Annotated in this window: 13 protein-coding genes; all 13 read right to left on the bottom strand. The window is 66.8% G+C overall.

The annotated features are described in order from the left end of the window. Window positions 1-28: 28 nt before the first annotated feature. The 13 genes from AQ619_RS14480 to AQ619_RS14540 all read right to left on the bottom strand — a co-directional run bounded on the left by AQ619_RS14480 (window position 29) and on the right by AQ619_RS14540 (window position 16,584). A complete protein-coding gene (locus AQ619_RS14480) occupies window positions 29-2,050 on the bottom strand; it encodes a tetratricopeptide repeat-containing sulfotransferase family protein (protein WP_062149112.1) in 2,022 nt (673 codons plus the stop codon). A gap of 58 nt (window positions 2,051-2,108) precedes the next feature. Next, the gene (locus AQ619_RS14485) at window positions 2,109-2,933 is read right to left on the bottom strand and encodes an AraC family transcriptional regulator (RefSeq protein ID WP_062149115.1); all 825 of its coding nucleotides are present in this window, start codon (window positions 2,931-2,933) and stop codon (window positions 2,109-2,111) included. A 91-nt stretch (window positions 2,934-3,024) separates the two neighbouring features. Continuing rightward, window positions 3,025-4,287 (bottom strand): NAD(P)/FAD-dependent oxidoreductase, encoded by a 1,263-nt coding sequence (locus AQ619_RS14490; RefSeq protein ID WP_062149117.1) that lies wholly within the window; start codon window positions 4,285-4,287, stop codon window positions 3,025-3,027. Window positions 4,288-4,368: 81 nt separating this feature from the next. Next, entirely contained in the window at window positions 4,369-5,772 is a 1,404-nt protein-coding gene (locus tag AQ619_RS14495) for a glutamine synthetase family protein (protein WP_062149120.1), read from the bottom strand. Continuing rightward, window positions 5,769-7,172, bottom strand: coding sequence for an aspartate aminotransferase family protein (locus AQ619_RS14500; RefSeq protein ID WP_062149124.1), 1,404 nt, complete (start codon window positions 7,170-7,172; stop codon window positions 5,769-5,771). The genes AQ619_RS14495 and AQ619_RS14500 overlap by 4 nt, the downstream gene beginning before the upstream one ends. A gap of 133 nt (window positions 7,173-7,305) precedes the next feature. After that, entirely contained in the window at window positions 7,306-8,064 is a 759-nt protein-coding gene (locus tag AQ619_RS14505; protein ID WP_062149127.1) for a gamma-glutamyl-gamma-aminobutyrate hydrolase family protein, read from the bottom strand. Then, the gene (locus tag AQ619_RS14510) at window positions 8,061-9,173 is read right to left on the bottom strand and encodes an ABC transporter ATP-binding protein (RefSeq protein WP_062149130.1); all 1,113 of its coding nucleotides are present in this window, start codon (window positions 9,171-9,173) and stop codon (window positions 8,061-8,063) included. Before AQ619_RS14510 ends, AQ619_RS14505 begins: the two co-directional genes overlap by 4 nt. Further along, the gene (locus AQ619_RS14515) at window positions 9,170-10,024 is read right to left on the bottom strand and encodes an ABC transporter permease (RefSeq protein ID WP_062149133.1); all 855 of its coding nucleotides are present in this window, start codon (window positions 10,022-10,024) and stop codon (window positions 9,170-9,172) included. The genes AQ619_RS14510 and AQ619_RS14515 overlap by 4 nt, the downstream gene beginning before the upstream one ends. Window positions 10,025-10,184: 160 nt before the next feature. Next, complete coding sequence (locus AQ619_RS14520; protein ID WP_062149136.1) at window positions 10,185-11,090, bottom strand: ABC transporter permease; 906 nt, start codon at window positions 11,088-11,090, stop codon at window positions 10,185-10,187. A gap of 136 nt (window positions 11,091-11,226) precedes the next feature. Beyond that, window positions 11,227-12,318 (bottom strand): ABC transporter substrate-binding protein, encoded by a 1,092-nt coding sequence (locus AQ619_RS14525; RefSeq protein WP_062149139.1) that lies wholly within the window; start codon window positions 12,316-12,318, stop codon window positions 11,227-11,229. A gap of 80 nt (window positions 12,319-12,398) precedes the next feature. After that, the gene (locus AQ619_RS14530; RefSeq protein WP_166504358.1) at window positions 12,399-13,772 is read right to left on the bottom strand and encodes a glutamine synthetase family protein; all 1,374 of its coding nucleotides are present in this window, start codon (window positions 13,770-13,772) and stop codon (window positions 12,399-12,401) included. A gap of 8 nt (window positions 13,773-13,780) precedes the next feature. After that, window positions 13,781-15,148, bottom strand: a complete 1,368-nt coding sequence (locus AQ619_RS14535; RefSeq protein ID WP_062149146.1) for an aspartate aminotransferase family protein — start codon at window positions 15,146-15,148, stop codon at window positions 13,781-13,783. After that, entirely contained in the window at window positions 15,148-16,584 is a 1,437-nt protein-coding gene (locus AQ619_RS14540; protein ID WP_062149148.1) for an NAD-dependent succinate-semialdehyde dehydrogenase, read from the bottom strand. Before AQ619_RS14540 ends, AQ619_RS14535 begins: the two co-directional genes overlap by 1 nt. Window positions 16,585-16,586 lie beyond the last annotated feature (2 nt).

Below are 16,586 nucleotides of genomic sequence, written 5' to 3' on the forward strand. Positions count from 1 at the left end.
CAGAAATGGCAGACCCTGTGACGGCTGTTCAAATTCTGGGCGGGTCCGGATAAGTCTGCAGGCATTCGCCCAAAGCCTGTTTCAGCGGGCCAAGGTCTGATTCGAAGTTTTGCCAATGCTCGACGGCCGTCTTGAAGATCGGCTGGCGAACCTGCTCGGAACTGGCGGTCCGCACGGCCCGGTCATTCTCGTGGAAGTTCAGACAGCCCGGCTCGAACGGCAGGCCACAATGGTCGAGCAGGGCGCGGATCTGACCCTCCGGATCCTCGATCATCGCCTCATAGATGACCCGGTGCACCCGCCCCGGCAGCACGGTGTCGAAATGGTCCATCAGGGCCACATAGTCGGCATAGTAGCGACCGATGTCGGTCAGGTCGTAGCTGAAGGCTTGGCCGCGGGCGAAGTGCTGCTTGAAGCCCGAAAAGCAGCAGCCCAGCGGATGACGGCGCGCATCGATGATCTTCGCGTTCGGCAGGATCAGGTGGATCAGGCCGGTATGGGCGAAATTGTTCGGCATCTTGTCGATGAAGAACGGCCGATCGGTCTTCCGCTGCACCCGGGTCCGCTCGAGATATTCCTCGCCCAGCTCGCGCAGAGCCTGGGGCGACAGGTCGGCCAGCATCTCCGGATAGGTCGAGTCGGCGCGGCGCACCGCCTTGCCGCCCAGGCGGCGGGCCATGACGATCAGGTCGGGCAGCTCCATCGTGCCCTCGACCTGACTGTGGCTGGCCAGGATCTGTTCGATCAGGGTCGAGCCGGAGCGCGGCAGACCGACCACGAAGATCGGATCCGGGGCCGGGCAGCCCTGACCCGCCGTCGCGGCCAGCAGGGCCGGGGTGAAGACCGCTCGCGACCGCACCAGATCGGCATGGTTCTCGTCCGGGTCATAGTCGACCTGGGTCCGGCGAAGGGCCGCACCGGCGGCATAGTGCCTGAACGAGTCGGCATAGAGTTCGGCATCCTCGAGCGCCTTGCCGAGGGCATAGTGCAGATGCAGACGGTCATCGTCGGACAGATCCGGCCGCTCCAGCCCAGCGGCCATGGCGGCGCGATCCCCGGCATCGAAACGGACGGTCTTGAGGTTGGCCAGGCTCCACCAGGCCTCGCCCAGGCCGGGCGACAGCTCAAGACACCGGCGATAGGCCGCGATGCAATCGGCCTGGCGGCCCACGGTCTTGAGCGCATGGCCATAGCTCATCCAGCCCTTGGGCTGATTGGGAAACTCGGCCAGCATCCGCTCATAGAGGCCGATGGCCTTATCGTATTCCCCCAGCCGCGACAGGATGGCGGCCCGCAGATTGGCATAGCCGGGATGGCGCGGATCGCGGTCGGTCAGGCGCTCGATCTGGGCCAGGGCCTCGGCGGACTTGTTCTGGCGATAGAGCATGGTCGCCAGATTGTGCCGGGCGGCGGCGAAGCCCGGCGCGATCTCCAGACAGCCCACCAGCAGCCGCTCGGCGTCCTCATAACGGCCCAGCCTGGCCCCGGTCTCGGCCAGCATGCGCAGGGCGGCGACATCGGCGGGATGGTCGGCCAGATGATCGCGCAGCCGCTGCTCGGCCTCGCCCAGCCGGTTGTCGATCAGGGCCGCAGCGGCCTCGATCAGGGCCGGATCACCCGTCGAGGCCCGAAGTTGCTGGGCCAGGGCCTGCTCGGCACCGGCCCTGTCGCCCAGCAGGTCGAGGCTCTCGGCCAGCCCGCGCCAGGCTTCACCCGCCCGCACGTCCAGGGCCAAGGTCCGGCGAAAGGCCGCCACCGCTTCGACCGTGCGTCCCAGATCCGCCAGGGTCAGGCCCAGTTCCAGCTGCCCTTCGGCGAGGCCAGGCAGACCCCGCGCCAGGGGCGCAATCACTGCCAGGGCCCGGTCGGGCTCGCCGGACAGACGCAGGGCCGAGGCCAGCACCACGGTCGTCTCCGCATGGCGCGGCACGGCCTCAAGAATGGCTTCGGCCTGCTGCCGGGCCAGGACAGGGTCGCGCTCCAGAAGGCGTCGGGCGTGGTCGAGGGCCGTGGCGAGGCCGCCCTGGGCTTGTGGAGTCGCGGTGGTCATCGCGCGAGGAGACGGGGACGGCGAAGGCTTGTCAATTCGAACTCCGCCGCCGCCGGCCTCAGGCGACGGGCACCCAGATCTCGATCACGCCCGTGCCCGTGCGACTGTCGAACCGCTCGTCCATGCGTTCGAAACTGGGGGCGTTTCCGGGCTTCAGCCGGGCGGCCGGGAGCCAGGAATCATAGATGTGACGCCAGGTGTTGCCGATGCCGCTGACATGGCCCTGATGGGTAAAGACAGCATAGCTGTGGGCCGCGATCCTGAGCCGCGTGAAGCCCTCCGGCAGGTCGCCCTCGCCGACCTCGACGGCGGTCAGATAGTCCAGTCCGTCTGCGCCGGTGAAGTTATAGGACACTCCATAGCTGGCCGTACCCTTCTGGGCGTCGATCTGGCCCTGCCAGGTGCGGAACTTCTGCCACTGCCCCGGGATCCCGGCCAGATTGGCCAGGCAATAGGTGGCGCTCAGTCCGCCAAGGGTCATGGCGGGGACCTTGACCACGCGGGGGGTCTGGTCTGGAAGGGCTTGGGTGGTGGTCATCGTCAAGGGCTCCGTCAGGATCAGGCTTTTCAGGTCTTGGGTTTGACGAAAGGTCTTGGGTGAAATCCCGAACTGGGCGCGGAAGGCCCGCGAAAAGGCCGCGTGCGAGCCATAGCCCGCACCGATCGCCACGGACAGAATGTCCGACTGCGGACCCAGCATCCCGGCCGCCACACTCAGGCGCCGCGCCCGGACATAGGCCATGACCGGCATGGCAAAGGTCAGGGCGAAGAGGCGCGTGATGTGGAAGGGACCAGCCCCGACTCCGCGCGCAATGCGGTTCAGGGTCAGGTCCTGGTCGAGGTGGGCCTCGACGTACCAGATGATTTTTGCGGCCAGGCTCAAGATGTTCCCCGTCTCTCGTCAGGTCTGTCCTAGGGTCTGACGCGGCGAGATATTTGATCAGTCTTGCCATGGCGGGCTGTATCGCCTGGACCTACAGCCGGTCCCGCAAGGCATACCAGCTGAGCCCGGCCACGGTCAGGGGCCAGCGCAGCCATGGGCCGCCCGGGAAGGGCGGGGCCGGCAGGCGTGACAACAGGTCCACCCCGCCGCGCTCGCCCAGGGCTGCATCGGCGAGCAGTTTGCCGACATAGGGGGCCAGCATGACCCCCTGCCCCGAATAGCCCGAGGCCACCCGGACCCCGGGGGCCACCTCCCCGACGAAGGGCACTCTTTGCATCGTGATACCGAGGGTCGCGCCCCAGGCGTGGCTGATCCTGACGTCTTTCAGCTGCGGATAGATCTTCAGCATGTGGCGGCGGACAAAACCGGCGATGTCGCGCGGAAAGCCGGGCCGATAGTTCTCGCCGCCGCCGAACAGCAGTCGACCGTCGGGCGTCTTGCGGAAATAGTTCACGACAAAGCGGCTGTCGGCCACGGCGGCGTCCGAGGCGATGATCTCGCCCGCCAGCTCGCCCAGGGGCTCGGTGGTCAGGACGAAGTTGTTGATCGGCATGACCCGGGCGCGGTCCCGACCGGCCATGTGGTTGAGACTGCCGTCGCCGCTGATGATCAGCTGGTCACAGGTCACGCGGCCATCGACCGTGAAAACGGCCAGCTTGCCGCCTTCGCGCCGCCAGCCGCGCGCGCGACTGCGGGTATGGATCACCGCGCCGGCGCTCAGGGCAGCCCGGGCCAGGCCCAGGGCCAGGTTGAGCGGATGCAGATGGCCGCCGTCCCGGTCGATCAGGCCGCCATGATAGACCTCCGTGCCCAGATCCGCGGCCAGGTCGGCGGTGCTGATCAGGGACAGGGCGTCATAGCCATACCGGCGGGCCATGTGCTCGATATGGGCCGCATCCTCGGCCTCGCCGCCGGGCCGGTGGCGGGCGTGGATCATGCCGGGCTTGAGATCGCAGGCGATGGCCTGGTCGGCAATGGTGGCATGCAGATGGGTCCGGGCGTCCTGGGCCAGACGCCACAGCGCCATGGCATCGTCCGGCCCCACGGTCTTTTCCAGCCAGGCCTGGTCGCGACGGTGACCTGTATGTATCTGTCCGCCGTTGCGGCCCGACGCCGCCGAGCCGACCTCTCCGGCCTCCAGAACCAGAACGGATACACCCCGCCGGGCCAGGTCCAGGGCGGCCCCCAGGCCGGTGAAGCCCGCCCCGATCACACAGACATCAGCCCGCACATCCCCTTTCAGCGGGGACAGGTCAGGGAAGGGCGCGGCGGTATCAACATACCAGCAGTTCAAGGCCGCGACCTCTGCGACGCGATCCTCACGCAACCAGGGAGACGGGCTGAAGGACCACCCCAAAACGCCACAGAATCAAACTCACACATTCAGCAGCAGGAATTCCCGCTCCCAGGGGCTGATGGTACGCATGAAGGTCTCGTACTCGGCCTGTTTCACATGGTCATAGGCCTGGCAGAAGACCGGCCCCAGGATGTCGACCAGGTCCTCGCAGGCCTCGAACAGCCGCAGGGATTCCGTCAGGCTGCGCGGCAGTTCAATGCCCCGTGCCCCGGCGTCGGTCAGGACCGGCGCCGTAGGCTTGAGATCCTTGACCATGCCCAGATAGCCCGCCGCCAGGGTAGCGGCGATGGCCAGATAGGGATTGGAATCCGATGACGGAATGCGGTTTTCCAGGCGCCGGTTGGCGGCGTTCGAGGGTGGCACGCGCAGGCCGCAGGTGCGGTTGTCATAGCCCCACTGGGTATTGACCGGCGCGCCGCTGTCCTTGGCGATCCGGCGGTAGGAGTTCACATAGGGGGCCAGGATCGCCATGACCGCCGGCAGGTAGGTCTGCTGTCCCGCAATGAAATTGTGGAACAGCGGCGTTTCCTCTCCGGTCTTCGGATCCGAAAACAGGTTCTGGCTATGCCGGTCGATGATCGACTGGTGGATGTGCATGGCGCTGCCAGGCTCGGTGGCCATCGGCTTGGCCATGAAGGTGGCATAGATCTCATGCTCCAGCGCCACCTCGCGAATGGTGCGCTTGAACATGAACACCTGGTCGGCCAGCTCCAGCGGCGGGCCGTGGCGCAGGTTGATCTCCATCTGGGCCACGCCGCTCTCGTGGATCAGGGTGTCGATCTCCAGGCCCTGGCGCTCGGAGTATTCGTACATGTCCTCGAACAGCGCATCGAACTCATTGACCGCGCTGATCGAATAGCCCTGGCGGCCAGTCTCGGGCCGGCCCGAACGCCCGATCGGCGGCTTCAGCGGATAGTCCGGATCGGTGTTGCGATCGACAAGGTAGAACTCGATCTCCGGGGCCACGATCGGCACCCAGCCCTTCTTTTCGTAAAGCGCCAGAACCCGGCGCAGCACCTGGCGCGGGCTTTCCTCAACCGGGCGACCGTCCGGATGGTAGGCGTCGTGGATCACCTGGGCGGTCGGATCCTGGGCCCAGGGCACGGCGGCCAGGGTGGCGAAATCCGGGGTCAGGACGATGTCGGTGTCGGCCTGGACCGAATTGACCTCCCCTTCGAACTCGGGAAAGTCGCCGGTGATGGTCTGGTAGAACACCGCCAGGGGCAGGTTCATCGAGGGCGTACCGAGGAACTTGCGCACCGGCATGATCTTGCCGCGCGCCACGCCGGCGAGGTCGGGCACGACGCACTCGATCTCCTCGATATTCTGCCGCTCGAACCAGGCCTTGGCGTCCTCGATGGACTGGACGCCGCGATTGACCCGCTGGTCGGGCTTGGCCTTCTTGTGCTTGGGCTGTTTCACGCCTTGGCCTCCGGCTTCAGGGCCCGAAGCACGGGTTCGGCCTCGATCAGCGACTTGCGCAGGATGGCGACCAGCGCGTCGATTTCCGCATGGGTGATGATCAGCGGCGGGCAGCAGACCAGGCTGTCGCGGATGGCCCGGACCATCAGACCGTTGCGGATGCAGATGTCGCGCACGACCGGTCCGGCCTCGCCCTCCTTGTCGAGGAAGCGCAGATTGGTGCCCTTCTCCCGCACGATCTCGACCGCACCGATCAGGCCCAAAGAGCGGGTCTCGCCCACCAGCGGCAGGTCGTTCAGCGTCGCGAGAGCCTTGGCCAGATAGGGGCCGGTATCCTGGCGGGTCCGCTCGACCAGACCCTCACGCTCCATGATCTCGATGTTCTTCAGGGCCACGGCGCAGCAGGTGGGGTGGCCGGAATAGGTGAAGCCGTGGACGAAATCGCCGCCCTTGTCCTTCAGCTCATCGACGATGAAGTCGGCAACCCCCACCGCGCTGATCGGCAGGTAGCCGGAGGACAGACCCTTGGCCATGGCGATCATGTCGGGCTTGATGCCGTAGTGCTGGTGACCGAACCACTGGCCCAGCCGCCCGTAGCCGCAGATCACCTCGTCGCAGACCAGCAGGATGCCGTATTTGCGGCACAGGGCCTCGACTGCCGGCCAGTAGCCATCGGGAGGGATGATGACCCCGCCCGCACCCTGGACCGGCTCTCCGATGAAGGCGGCGACATTCTCGGGGCCGACCGCCACGATGCGGTCCTCGATCGCCTTGACCGCGCGCGCGCAGAAGGCGGCCGGATCCTCGCCGAAGCCCTCATTGAAACTGTAGGGCTGCATGACGTGCTCGACGCCCGGGATCGGCAGGTCGCCCTGCTCGTGCATGTACTTCATGCCGCCCAGGCTGACCCCGGCCACGGTCGAGCCGTGATAGGCGTTCCAGCGGCTGATGAAGACCGTCCGCTGCGGCTGGCCCTTCAGCTTCCAGTAGTGGCGGGCCAGGCGGAAGACCGTGTCATTGGCTTCCGAACCCGACGAGTTGAAGAACACGTGGGTCAGGTGGCCGCCCATCTTCTCGGCGATCTTGGCGGCCAGCCGGATCGGCGGCGGCGAGGCCGTCTTGAAGAAGGTGTTGTAGTAGGGCAGCTCCAGCATCTGGTCATAGGCCGCCTGGGCCAGCTCCTGCCGGCCATAGCCGACATTGACGCACCACAGGCCGGCCATGCCGTCGAGGATCTGGTGACCCTCGCCGTCATGGATATAGACCCCGTCGGCGCGGGTGATGATCCGGCTGCCGCCCAGGGTCTGCTGCAGCTTGTAGTCGGTCTGGGCCGGCAGGTGGTGAGCCAGGTCCAGGCGCTTCAGTTCGGCGATGTCATGGTTGCGGATCGGGACGGTCATGGGCGTTACTCCGGTACTTTTCCTGTGCCGCGCCTCCCCTGGCTGAGCGGGGATCCGGGCGGCGTTGGTGGGATCTTGTCTGGGCGCTTCTCGCCCGCACGGCCTGGGTCCCCGCTTCGGCGGGGATCTAAGGTCAGGGGTCTATCGGGACCATCGGCTCGCCCCGCAGGGCCCGGCCGAACAGTTCAAAGAAGATCTGCGACTGCCGATGGGCGGCGGTCTGCCACTCGGGATGCCATTGAACGGCCAGGACCGGCGCGCCATTGACCTGGGCCGAAACGGCCTCGACCACGCCGTCCTCGGCCCGGGCCTCGACGGTCAGGCCATCGCCCAGCCGGTCGACGCCCTGGTAGTGGACCGAATTGACCACCGCCCGGGCGGTGCCGAAGGCCGTGGCCAGCACGCCGCCGGCTGTCAGATCGACCGGATGGGCATGGTCGAACATGGCGTTGAATCCGACATCGTCGGGCGCATGGTGCGGGATCAGGTCAGGGCTGGCGGCCATGTCGCGACGCAGGGTGCCGCCGAACGCGACATTGATCTCCTGAAAGCCCCGACAGACGCCGAAGACCGGCCGGCCCAGGTCGAGCATGGCCCGGATCAGGTCGGCGGTCATGGTATCGCGGGCCAGGTCGAACGGGCCGGGCGCGTCGCCGATCTCCTCGCCATAGAGGGCCGGGTCCAGATTGGACGGGCTGCCGGTCAGCATCAGGCCATCGAGGCGCGCGGCGATCTCGGAGGCCTTCATCAGCTCCGGCATCGACGGCACCAGCAGGGCCGCCGAGTCGGCAAACCGCATCGCACCGGCGACATAGCGGTTCATCACCGCCTGGGCCGGCTCGATCCCGACCGTCCGGGTGCAGCAGATGATGCCGGCGACGGGACGGGTCATGACAGCAGCACCGCCGGCGAACAGGCGTGCCAGCAGAGCCAGACCGTCTCGCCGAGCTTGAAGTCCTCCTGGTCCCAGCGGGTCAGGTTCGAGCGATGCACCTTGACGCGCCGCCCTCCGTCGATCTCGACCTCATAGACGGATGAGCCGCCCAGATAGGCCTCGTGCTTGATGACGCCCGCCACCGCATTGGCACCTTTGGGCGCATCGCCGAGATTGGGCGCTTCGTCGCCGACCTTCTTGTGCAGCTCGATCTTCTCGGGCCGGATCGCTGCCCAGGCGGTGCCGCCGCGCGGACCGGTGACGCCGTGGTCGAGGAAGATGTCCACCGGCAGGTCCGGCGAGCGGATGATCGCATGGCTGGGCTCGTCCACCGCCAGCACACCCTCGAACAGGTTCACGCTGCCGATGAAGTCGGCGACGAAGCGGCTGTTGGGGAATTCATAGAGGTCGTTCGGCGTCGCCACCTGCTGCAACACGCCACGGTTCATCACCGCGCAGCGGCTCGCCAGGGCCAGGGCCTCGTCCTGGTCATGGGTGACCATGATGAAGGTGATGCCGACCTTTTCCTGCAGGGTGCACAGCTCGGTCCGCATCTGCTCGCGCAGCTTGGCATCGAGGGCCGAGAGGGGCTCGTCCAGCAGCAGCACGCGCGGACGCTTGACCAGGGCCCGGGCCAGGGCCACCCGCTGGCGCTGGCCGCCGGACAGCTGGTCCGGCTTGCGGCCGCCCAGGCCGCCCAGCTGGACCAGTTCCAGCGCCTCCTCGACCCGGCGATCGCGCTCGGCCCGGGGCACGCCGTCGACCTTGAGGCCATAGGCGACATTGTCGGCCACGCTCATGTGCGGGAACACGGCATAGGACTGGAACACCATGTTCACCGGCCGCTTGTTGGGCGGCACGGTCGAGACATCCTGTCCGTCGATCAGGATCCGGCCCTCGGTCGGGGTCTCGAAGCCCGCGAGCATCCGCAACAGGGTGGTCTTGCCACAGCCCGACGGACCCAGCAGCGAGAAGAACTCGCCCTCCTCGACCGACAGCGAGACATTGTCGACGGCCACCATCTTGCCGAAGCGCTTGGTGACGTTCTCGAAGGTGATGATGCTCATGACTTTTCCCCCCCATGACCCGCTGTCGCGGCCGAATTGCCCTGCAACTTCAGGGCGACGGCCGTCAGGATCACGGTCAGTACGATCAGAATGGTCGAGGCCGCATTGACCTCGGGCGTCACGGAGAACCGGACCATCGAATAGACCTTCACGGGGAAGGTCACCGTGTCGGGACCGGCCGTGAAGAAGGTGATGACGAAGTCATCCAGGCTGAGGGTGAAGGCCAGCAGCGCTCCGGCCACCAGGGACGGGGCCATGTGCGGCAGGATCACGTCCTTGATCGTCCGCCATTCGCCGGCCCCGAGGTCGCGCGCCGCCTCCTCCATCTCGCGGTTGAAGCTGGTCATGCGCGCCCGCACCACCACCGCCACGAAGGGGAACGAGAACGAGACGTGGGCGATGATGATCGCCCCGAGGTTCAGCGGCCAGACCATGCCCTGCGGCCAGGGCATGACCTTGGCGAAGAACACCAGCATGGCCACGCCCATGCAGATCTCGGGCACCACGATCGGCAGGGCCAGGGCCCCGTTCAGGGCCGTCTTGCCCGGAAAGCGGAAGCGCCAGAGGGCCAGGGCGACCATGGCTCCCAGGGCCACGCTGACCACCGTGGAAATCGCCGCAATGGTCAGGCTGTTGCCGAAGGCCTCGATCAGCCCGGCATTGTTGAAAGCCTTCTCGTAATATTTGAGCGTGAAGCCCTTCCAGACAATGTTGCGCCGGCTGTCATTGAAGCTGAAGGCCATCAGGGCGATCAGCGGCGCATAGAGAAAGATCGCCACGGCGGCCAGCCAGGCCTGCATCTGCCAGCGGCGGAGATATTCCAGGGGACCGGGTGCGGATTTCTTGGCCATCAGTGCACCCTTTTCCCGTTCTCCCCGGCGAAAGCCGGGGTCCAGATCGAACCCGCCAACCTCGGCGGATTGGGTCGAGGCAGAAGGCGCGTCATCCCCAGACGCTCCGGATGAATCTGGGTCCCGGCCTTCGCCGGGAAGAGCGGATTGAAGGGCCCCATCACTTCGCCTCCGGCGTCTTGCGCGACAGCACGGCCTGGAGCGCGATGGCGATGAAGGTCATGTACATCAGCAGGAAGGACATCGCCGCCCCGAACGGCCAGTCATTGGCCCGCTTGAACTGGCGCTCGATGACATTGGCGATCATCTGGCTGTCGGGGCCGCCCAGCAGGTCGGGCGTCAGATAGGCCCCCAGCGCCGGGATGAAGGTGATCAGCACGCCCGAGGCTATGCCCGGCAGGGCCAGGGGCACGACGACCTTGAACAGGGTCTGCAGGTGGCCGGCACCGAGGTCGAGGCTGGCCTCCAGCAGGGACTTGTCCAGCCGGTCCAGGGCCGAATAGAGCGGCAGGACCATGAACGGCAGGTGGACATAGATCAGGCCGAGAATGACCGCGAAATTGTTGTGCAGCAGCTCCAGCGGCTGGAAGTCGCCGAACGGCTGCAGGCCCAGCAGGGCGGCGACCGTGCCCCCGCCCTTCCACAGCCACTCCAGGCCCATATTGACATAGCCCTCGGTGCGCAGCACCGCGATCAGGGCGTAGGTGCGGATCAGCAGGTTGGTCCAGAACGGCAGCATGATCAGCAGCAGCAGCCAGGTCTTGGTCTTCTCGGACGCAAAGGTGATGGCCAGGGCGACCGGAAAGCCGATCACCAGGCACAGGCCGGTGGTGATCGCCGCCACCCAGGCCGATTTGAGGAAGATCTTCAGGTAGAGCGGCTCGATCGCCCGGGCGTAGTTCTTGAAGGTGCCGGTGATGGCGATCTCGGTCAGGCCGTCATTGTGGCCAAAACTGTAGGCCCAGACGATGGCCAGGGGCACGAGGAAGAACAGCACCAGCCAGAACAGCGGCGGGCCGAGGGCGCCGGCGAACACCGCCTTGGCCTGTTTCCAGCTCTGTTCCATTCAAACCCCCTGTCCTCGGTAGATGCTCCCCCTCTGGGGGAGCTGTCGCGGAGCGACTGAGGGGGCTAATGCGGCCTAGGCTGCGCTGCCCCCTCCGGCCCTCTGGGCCACCTCCCCCGGAGGGGGAGGATCTGGCTTAAGCCGCCCGCACGCGGGTGATGACTTCCTCGTACTGGCTGGCCTTTTCCGCGCCTTCGAAGGCGCCGTACTCGCACTTGGCCATCACATCGAGGGGCGGGAAGATCACCTGATTGTTCTTGTAATCGTCAGGCATCAGCGCCTTGGCGGCGGCATTCGGGGTTGGATAGAGGATGGTCTTGGAGATCGCCGCCCCGGCCTGTGCGTCGAGAAGATAGTTGATGAACTTGTGGGCATTGAGCGGCCGCGGCGCGCCCTTGGGGATGCACAGGGTGTCGGAATTGATCAGCGACCCCTCCTTGGGGACCACGAAGCCGATATCGGGATCTTCCTTCATCAACTGGGCGATATCGCCATTGTATTCGAGGACCAGATCCACCTCGCCCGAGGCCAGCATGTCCTGGCCATTGTCGTCGTGGAAGGCTTTGACGAACGGCTTCTGCTTGATCAGCATCTTCTCGATCTCGGCGACCAGTTCGGGCGGGATATCGTTGACGCTGTGGCCCTTGTACTTGGCCGAGAGGCGGATCAGGTCGGCGCTTTCCGACAGCAGGGCGATCTTGCCGGCATACTGGTTGCTGTCGAACAGGTACTTCCAGCTGTCGGGAACACCCTGCACCTTGCTCTTGCGATAGCCGATCCCCAGAACCAGCCACGTATAGGGCATTGAGAACTTCCGGCCCGGGTCAAAGGCGGGGTTCATGAAGTTGGGATCGACGTTCTTGATATTGGGAATCTGGCTGTGGTCGAGGACCTCCAGCAGCCCCCCCTGGCCCATCCGGGTGACAAACTCATTGGACGGCACCACCACGTCGAAGCCGGGGTTGCCGGCCTTCAGCTTGGCGAACAGCTCATCATTGGTGGCGAACAGGCTCATGTTCACGTCGACACCCGAGGCCTTCTTGAAGTCGGCCAGGGTGGTGTCGCCGATATAGGTGTCCCAGTTGTAGAAGTTCAGCTTGGCTTCTTCGCCGCCCGTCGACGCCGCCGGCTTTTCGCCGCAGGCCGTGAAGGTCAGGCCGATGGCGGCCGCGCCGGTCGCCGTCAGCAATGACCGGCGGTTCATGCCCCGTTGTGTGATGGTGCCCATGGTCTCGAAACTCCCCTTGCTGTTTCGTCTGATGTCGGCTTGCGCCGAACGTTCAACCCAAGCTCAGCTTCACTCCGCCATCAGGCGTTGCGAAGGTACCAATCGAAATCGAGGCTGGTGACCACCTCGAAGAACCTCGCCTGTTCCGTCCGCTTCACCGACACGAACATGTCCACGAAGCGGTCACCCAGATAGTCGCGCAGCACGGTCGACTGGTCGAACAGATCGACCGCCGAGAACCAGTTGGACGGCAGGCGCGACTTCTCCTTGGCGGCGGCCGCATAGCCGTCTCCGACCACCGCCGGGCCCGGATCGATCTTGTTCGTCAGGCCGTGGTGGGCGCTGGCCAGCAGAACGGCCATCACCAGATACGGATTGCCGTCAGCCCCCGCGACCCGGTGCTCGACATGGCGGGTGGGGGCCGGACCGGCCGGGATGCGCAGGCTGACCGTGCGGTTGTTGACGCCCCAGGTGGCCGCCACCGGCGCATAGGAATTGGCCTTGAAACGGCGATAGCTGTTGGCATTGGGGGCCAGTATGGCCATGCCCTCACCGAGCAGCTGCTTCATGCCGCCAATGGCCTGGCGCAGCATGGGCGAGCCTTCCGGGTCCTCGTCGGCGCACAGGTTGTTACCGTCCTTGTCATTGAAGCTGACATGGACGTGGAAGCCGTTGCCCGCCTTGTCGGCCCAGGGCTTGGCCATGAAGGTGGCCTCGCAGCCGTGGCGCAGGGCCACCCCCTTGGCCATCCGCTTGTAGAGCAGGGCATCGTCGCAGGCCCGCAGCGCGTCGGGCTTGTGCTTGAGGGTCAGTTCCACCTGGCTGGGGGCGAATTCTGAAATGGCCCCCTCGAGCGGCACGCCGATCACGTCGGCGGTGTCCCAGAGCTCGCGGAGGAAGGGCGCGATCGCTTCCAGTTCCGGCAGGCCATAGACCTCAATGCCGTGCGGCCGGCGACCGGTCAGGGCCGATTTCGGCGGCTGCAGGTCGCCGTCGGCGGTGCGCTCCAGGTCGACCAGATAGTATTCCAGCTCGCAGGCGGCGACCGGGGTCAGGCCGTCGGCGGCATAGCGGTCCAGAACCCGCTGCAGCACGTGGCGCGGATCCAGGTCATTGGGCGTCCCGTCCAGCTCGTAGAGGGACAGCATGACCTGGGCCATGTCATCGCCCAGCCAGGGGGCCAGGGTCAGGGTGCCGGGCACCGGCCGGGCCCGGCGGTCAGCGTCGCCGTCTTCCCAGACCAGGCCCGTGTCCTCGCAGTCGGCCCCGGTGGTGTCGACCACCAGGATCGAGCCCGGCAGGAAGCGGCCATAGTCATAGATGGCCTGCAGTTCATGCACCCGCAGCCGCTTGCCGCGCGGCACCCCGGTCATGCTGGTGAAGAACACCTCGACATACTTGACCTGCGGATGGGCGGCGAGGAAGTCGCGGCATTCCTGGGGATCGGCGACCATGGGATGACTCATGCGGAAAGGCCCTCGATCTCCCCGGCAAAGCCGTCGACCGCCGCGACCAGACGGTCGATGGCAGGGTCTTCAGTCACCGGTGACACCAGCATCATGTTGTGAAAGGGCGCAATCAGGACGCCCCGGTTGATCAGCCACAGATGAAGCGCGGCCAGGAGGTCGTGGTCCAGAGCCTTGCGCATCTCGGCAGCATTTTTCGGAAGGGGATCGGCGAAGACCAGCTCGACCCGTGCCCCGACATGGGCCACCGACCAGGGCAGGCCGCGCGCCGCGATCACGGCCTGAAGCCCCGCTACCAGGCGCTGCGCCCCGACCAGCATCCGGCCATAGGCCTCTGCCGTCATCACCTCGGTCAGCATGGCCCGCATGGCGGCCAGGGCCAGGGCATTGCCCGACAGGGTAGTGCCGATGCCCGACTGGCCCGGTCCGGTCCGCGCCTGGGCCTCGTCCATGCGACCCGACAGTTCGGCCGTCACGCCCCAGACGGCGGCCGGCACGCCGCCGGCAATGGCCTTGCCGACCACGAACATGTCCGGCTCCAGGCCGTGCAGCCCGACATAGCCGCCCGGTCCGCTGGACAGGGTGTGGGTCTCGTCAAGGATCAGCAGGGTCCCGGCATCGCGGGTCAGGGACCTCAAGGCGTCATGGAAGCCCGGCTCGGGCAGGATCATCCCGCAATTGGTCATCACCGGCTCGGCCAGGACCGCAGCGACATCCCCCGGTGCCAGGGCCGCCTGCAGGGCGGCAAGGTCGTTGAACGGTATGACCCGGGTCGTCGCGGTCAGGTCATGCACCTGGCCCAGCAGGCCCGGCTTCATGATCGCGCCACCTTCGCCGAGGACGACGAAGGCATCCTCGACCATGCCATGATAGCAGCCGTCGAAGATCAGGATGACCGGCCGGCCCGTGACCGCACGTGCCCAGCGGATCGCCGCGCGGTTGGCATCGCTGGCCGTGGTGGCCGTCTGCCAAAGGGGCAGGCCGAAGCGCTCGGCCAGCAGGCGGCCGACGATCACCGAGGTCGCCGTGGGCAGCATGAAGCCGGCCCCGCGCTTGACCTGGTCCGATACCGCTGCCGCCACCGCCGCATCGCCATGGCCGAACATCGACGGCGTGTCGCCCAGGCAGAAGTCGTCGTACAGCTTGCCGTCGACGTCGGTGATCTGGGCCCCGACGCCCTGGGCCGCGAAGATCGGGCTCGGGCTGGCCCAGTCGTTCATCCAGTGCATCGGCGCGCCGCCGCGCCAGACCTGGGCCGCCTGCCCGGCCATCGCCACGCTGCGCGGGTGCTCGGCCGTGAAGCGCGCGGCTTCGGCGGCGAGGAGGTCCTGAAGCGACGAGGCCTTGGCGAGGTCAGCGATCATCAACCGACCCCGCCAAAGCAGAGGTACTTGGTCTCCAGATACTCCTCGAGCCCTTCGGACGCGCCTTCACGGCCAAGGCCCGATTCCTTGACCCCGCCGAAGGGCGCGACCTCGGTGGAAATCAGGCCTTCATTGATCCCGACCATGCCGGCCTCGATCGCCTCGGCCACCCGCCAGCAGCGCCCGACGTCGCGGCTGTAGAAATAGGCCGCCAGGCCAAACGGCGTGGCATTGGCCAGGGCGATGGCCTCGGCCTCGGTCTCGAACTTCACGATAGGGGCGACCGGACCGAAGATCTCCTCCTGGAACAGCCGCATGTCTGCGGTCGCGCCGCTCAGGACCGTGGGCTGGTAGAACAGGCCGGCCAGGTCATGGCGGGCGCCGCCGGTCTCAACCCTTGCGCCCTGGGCCACCGCCTCGCGGACCAGGGACTCGACCTTGACCAGGGCCTTGTCGTTGATCAGCGGGCCGATGGTCACGCCCTCGCCCGTGCCGGGCCCGACCGTCATGGCCGCGACCCTGGCCGTCAGCCGTGCCACGAAGGCGTCGTGGATGCCTGACTGCACGATCAGCCGGTTGGCGCAGACACAGGTCTGGCCGGTATTGCGGTACTTGCTGGCGATGGCCCCCTCGACGGCGGCCTCGAGATCGGCATCGTCGAAGACGATGAAGGGGGCATTGCCGCCCAGTTCCAGCGACAGTTTCTTTACCGTCCCGGCGCACTGGCCATAGAGGGTCTTGCCCACCGGAGTGGAGCCGGTGAAGGACAGTTTCCGCACCCGGGAATCCGCGCACAGCACCTTGCCGATGCCGCTGGCGTCCAGGCCCGTGACGATGTTGAGCACCCCGGCCGGAAGGCCTGCCGCCTCGGCCAGGCGGGCCATGGCCAGGGCGCTGAGCGGAGTCTCGGCCGCCGGCTTGACCACGACGGTACAGCCCGCCGCCAGGGCCGGTCCGACCTTGCGGGTGATCATGGCGATCGGGAAGTTCCACGGCGCGATGGCGGCGCAGACCCCGACCGGCTGCTTGATCGAGGCCAGGCGCTTGCCCGGCATCGGGCTGGGAATGGTGTGGCCGTAGGACCGCTTGGCCTCCTCGGCGAACCAGTCGATGAAGCTGGCCCCGTAGACGACCTCGCCCCGCGCCTCGGCCAGGGGCTTGCCCTGTTCGGCGGTCATCAGCCGGGCCAGATCGTCGGCCTGGGCCAGGATCAGGTCGCTCCACCGCCGCAGGATCGCGCCGCGATCCTTGGCCGTGCGCGCGGCCCAGGCCGGAAAGGCGCGATGGGCCGCCGCGATGGCCAGGTCGGTCTCGGCCGCTCCCAGATCGGCCACCTCGGCGATCAGCGTGCCGTCGGCCGGATTGGTCACCGCAAAGGTGCTCGCCCCCGCGATCCAGTGCCCGTCAATCAGGGCAGCGGTTTCAACAAGCCTCATCA

Source organism: Caulobacter henricii (assembly GCF_001414055.1).
Taxonomy (GTDB): Bacteria; Pseudomonadota; Alphaproteobacteria; order Caulobacterales; family Caulobacteraceae; genus Caulobacter; species Caulobacter henricii.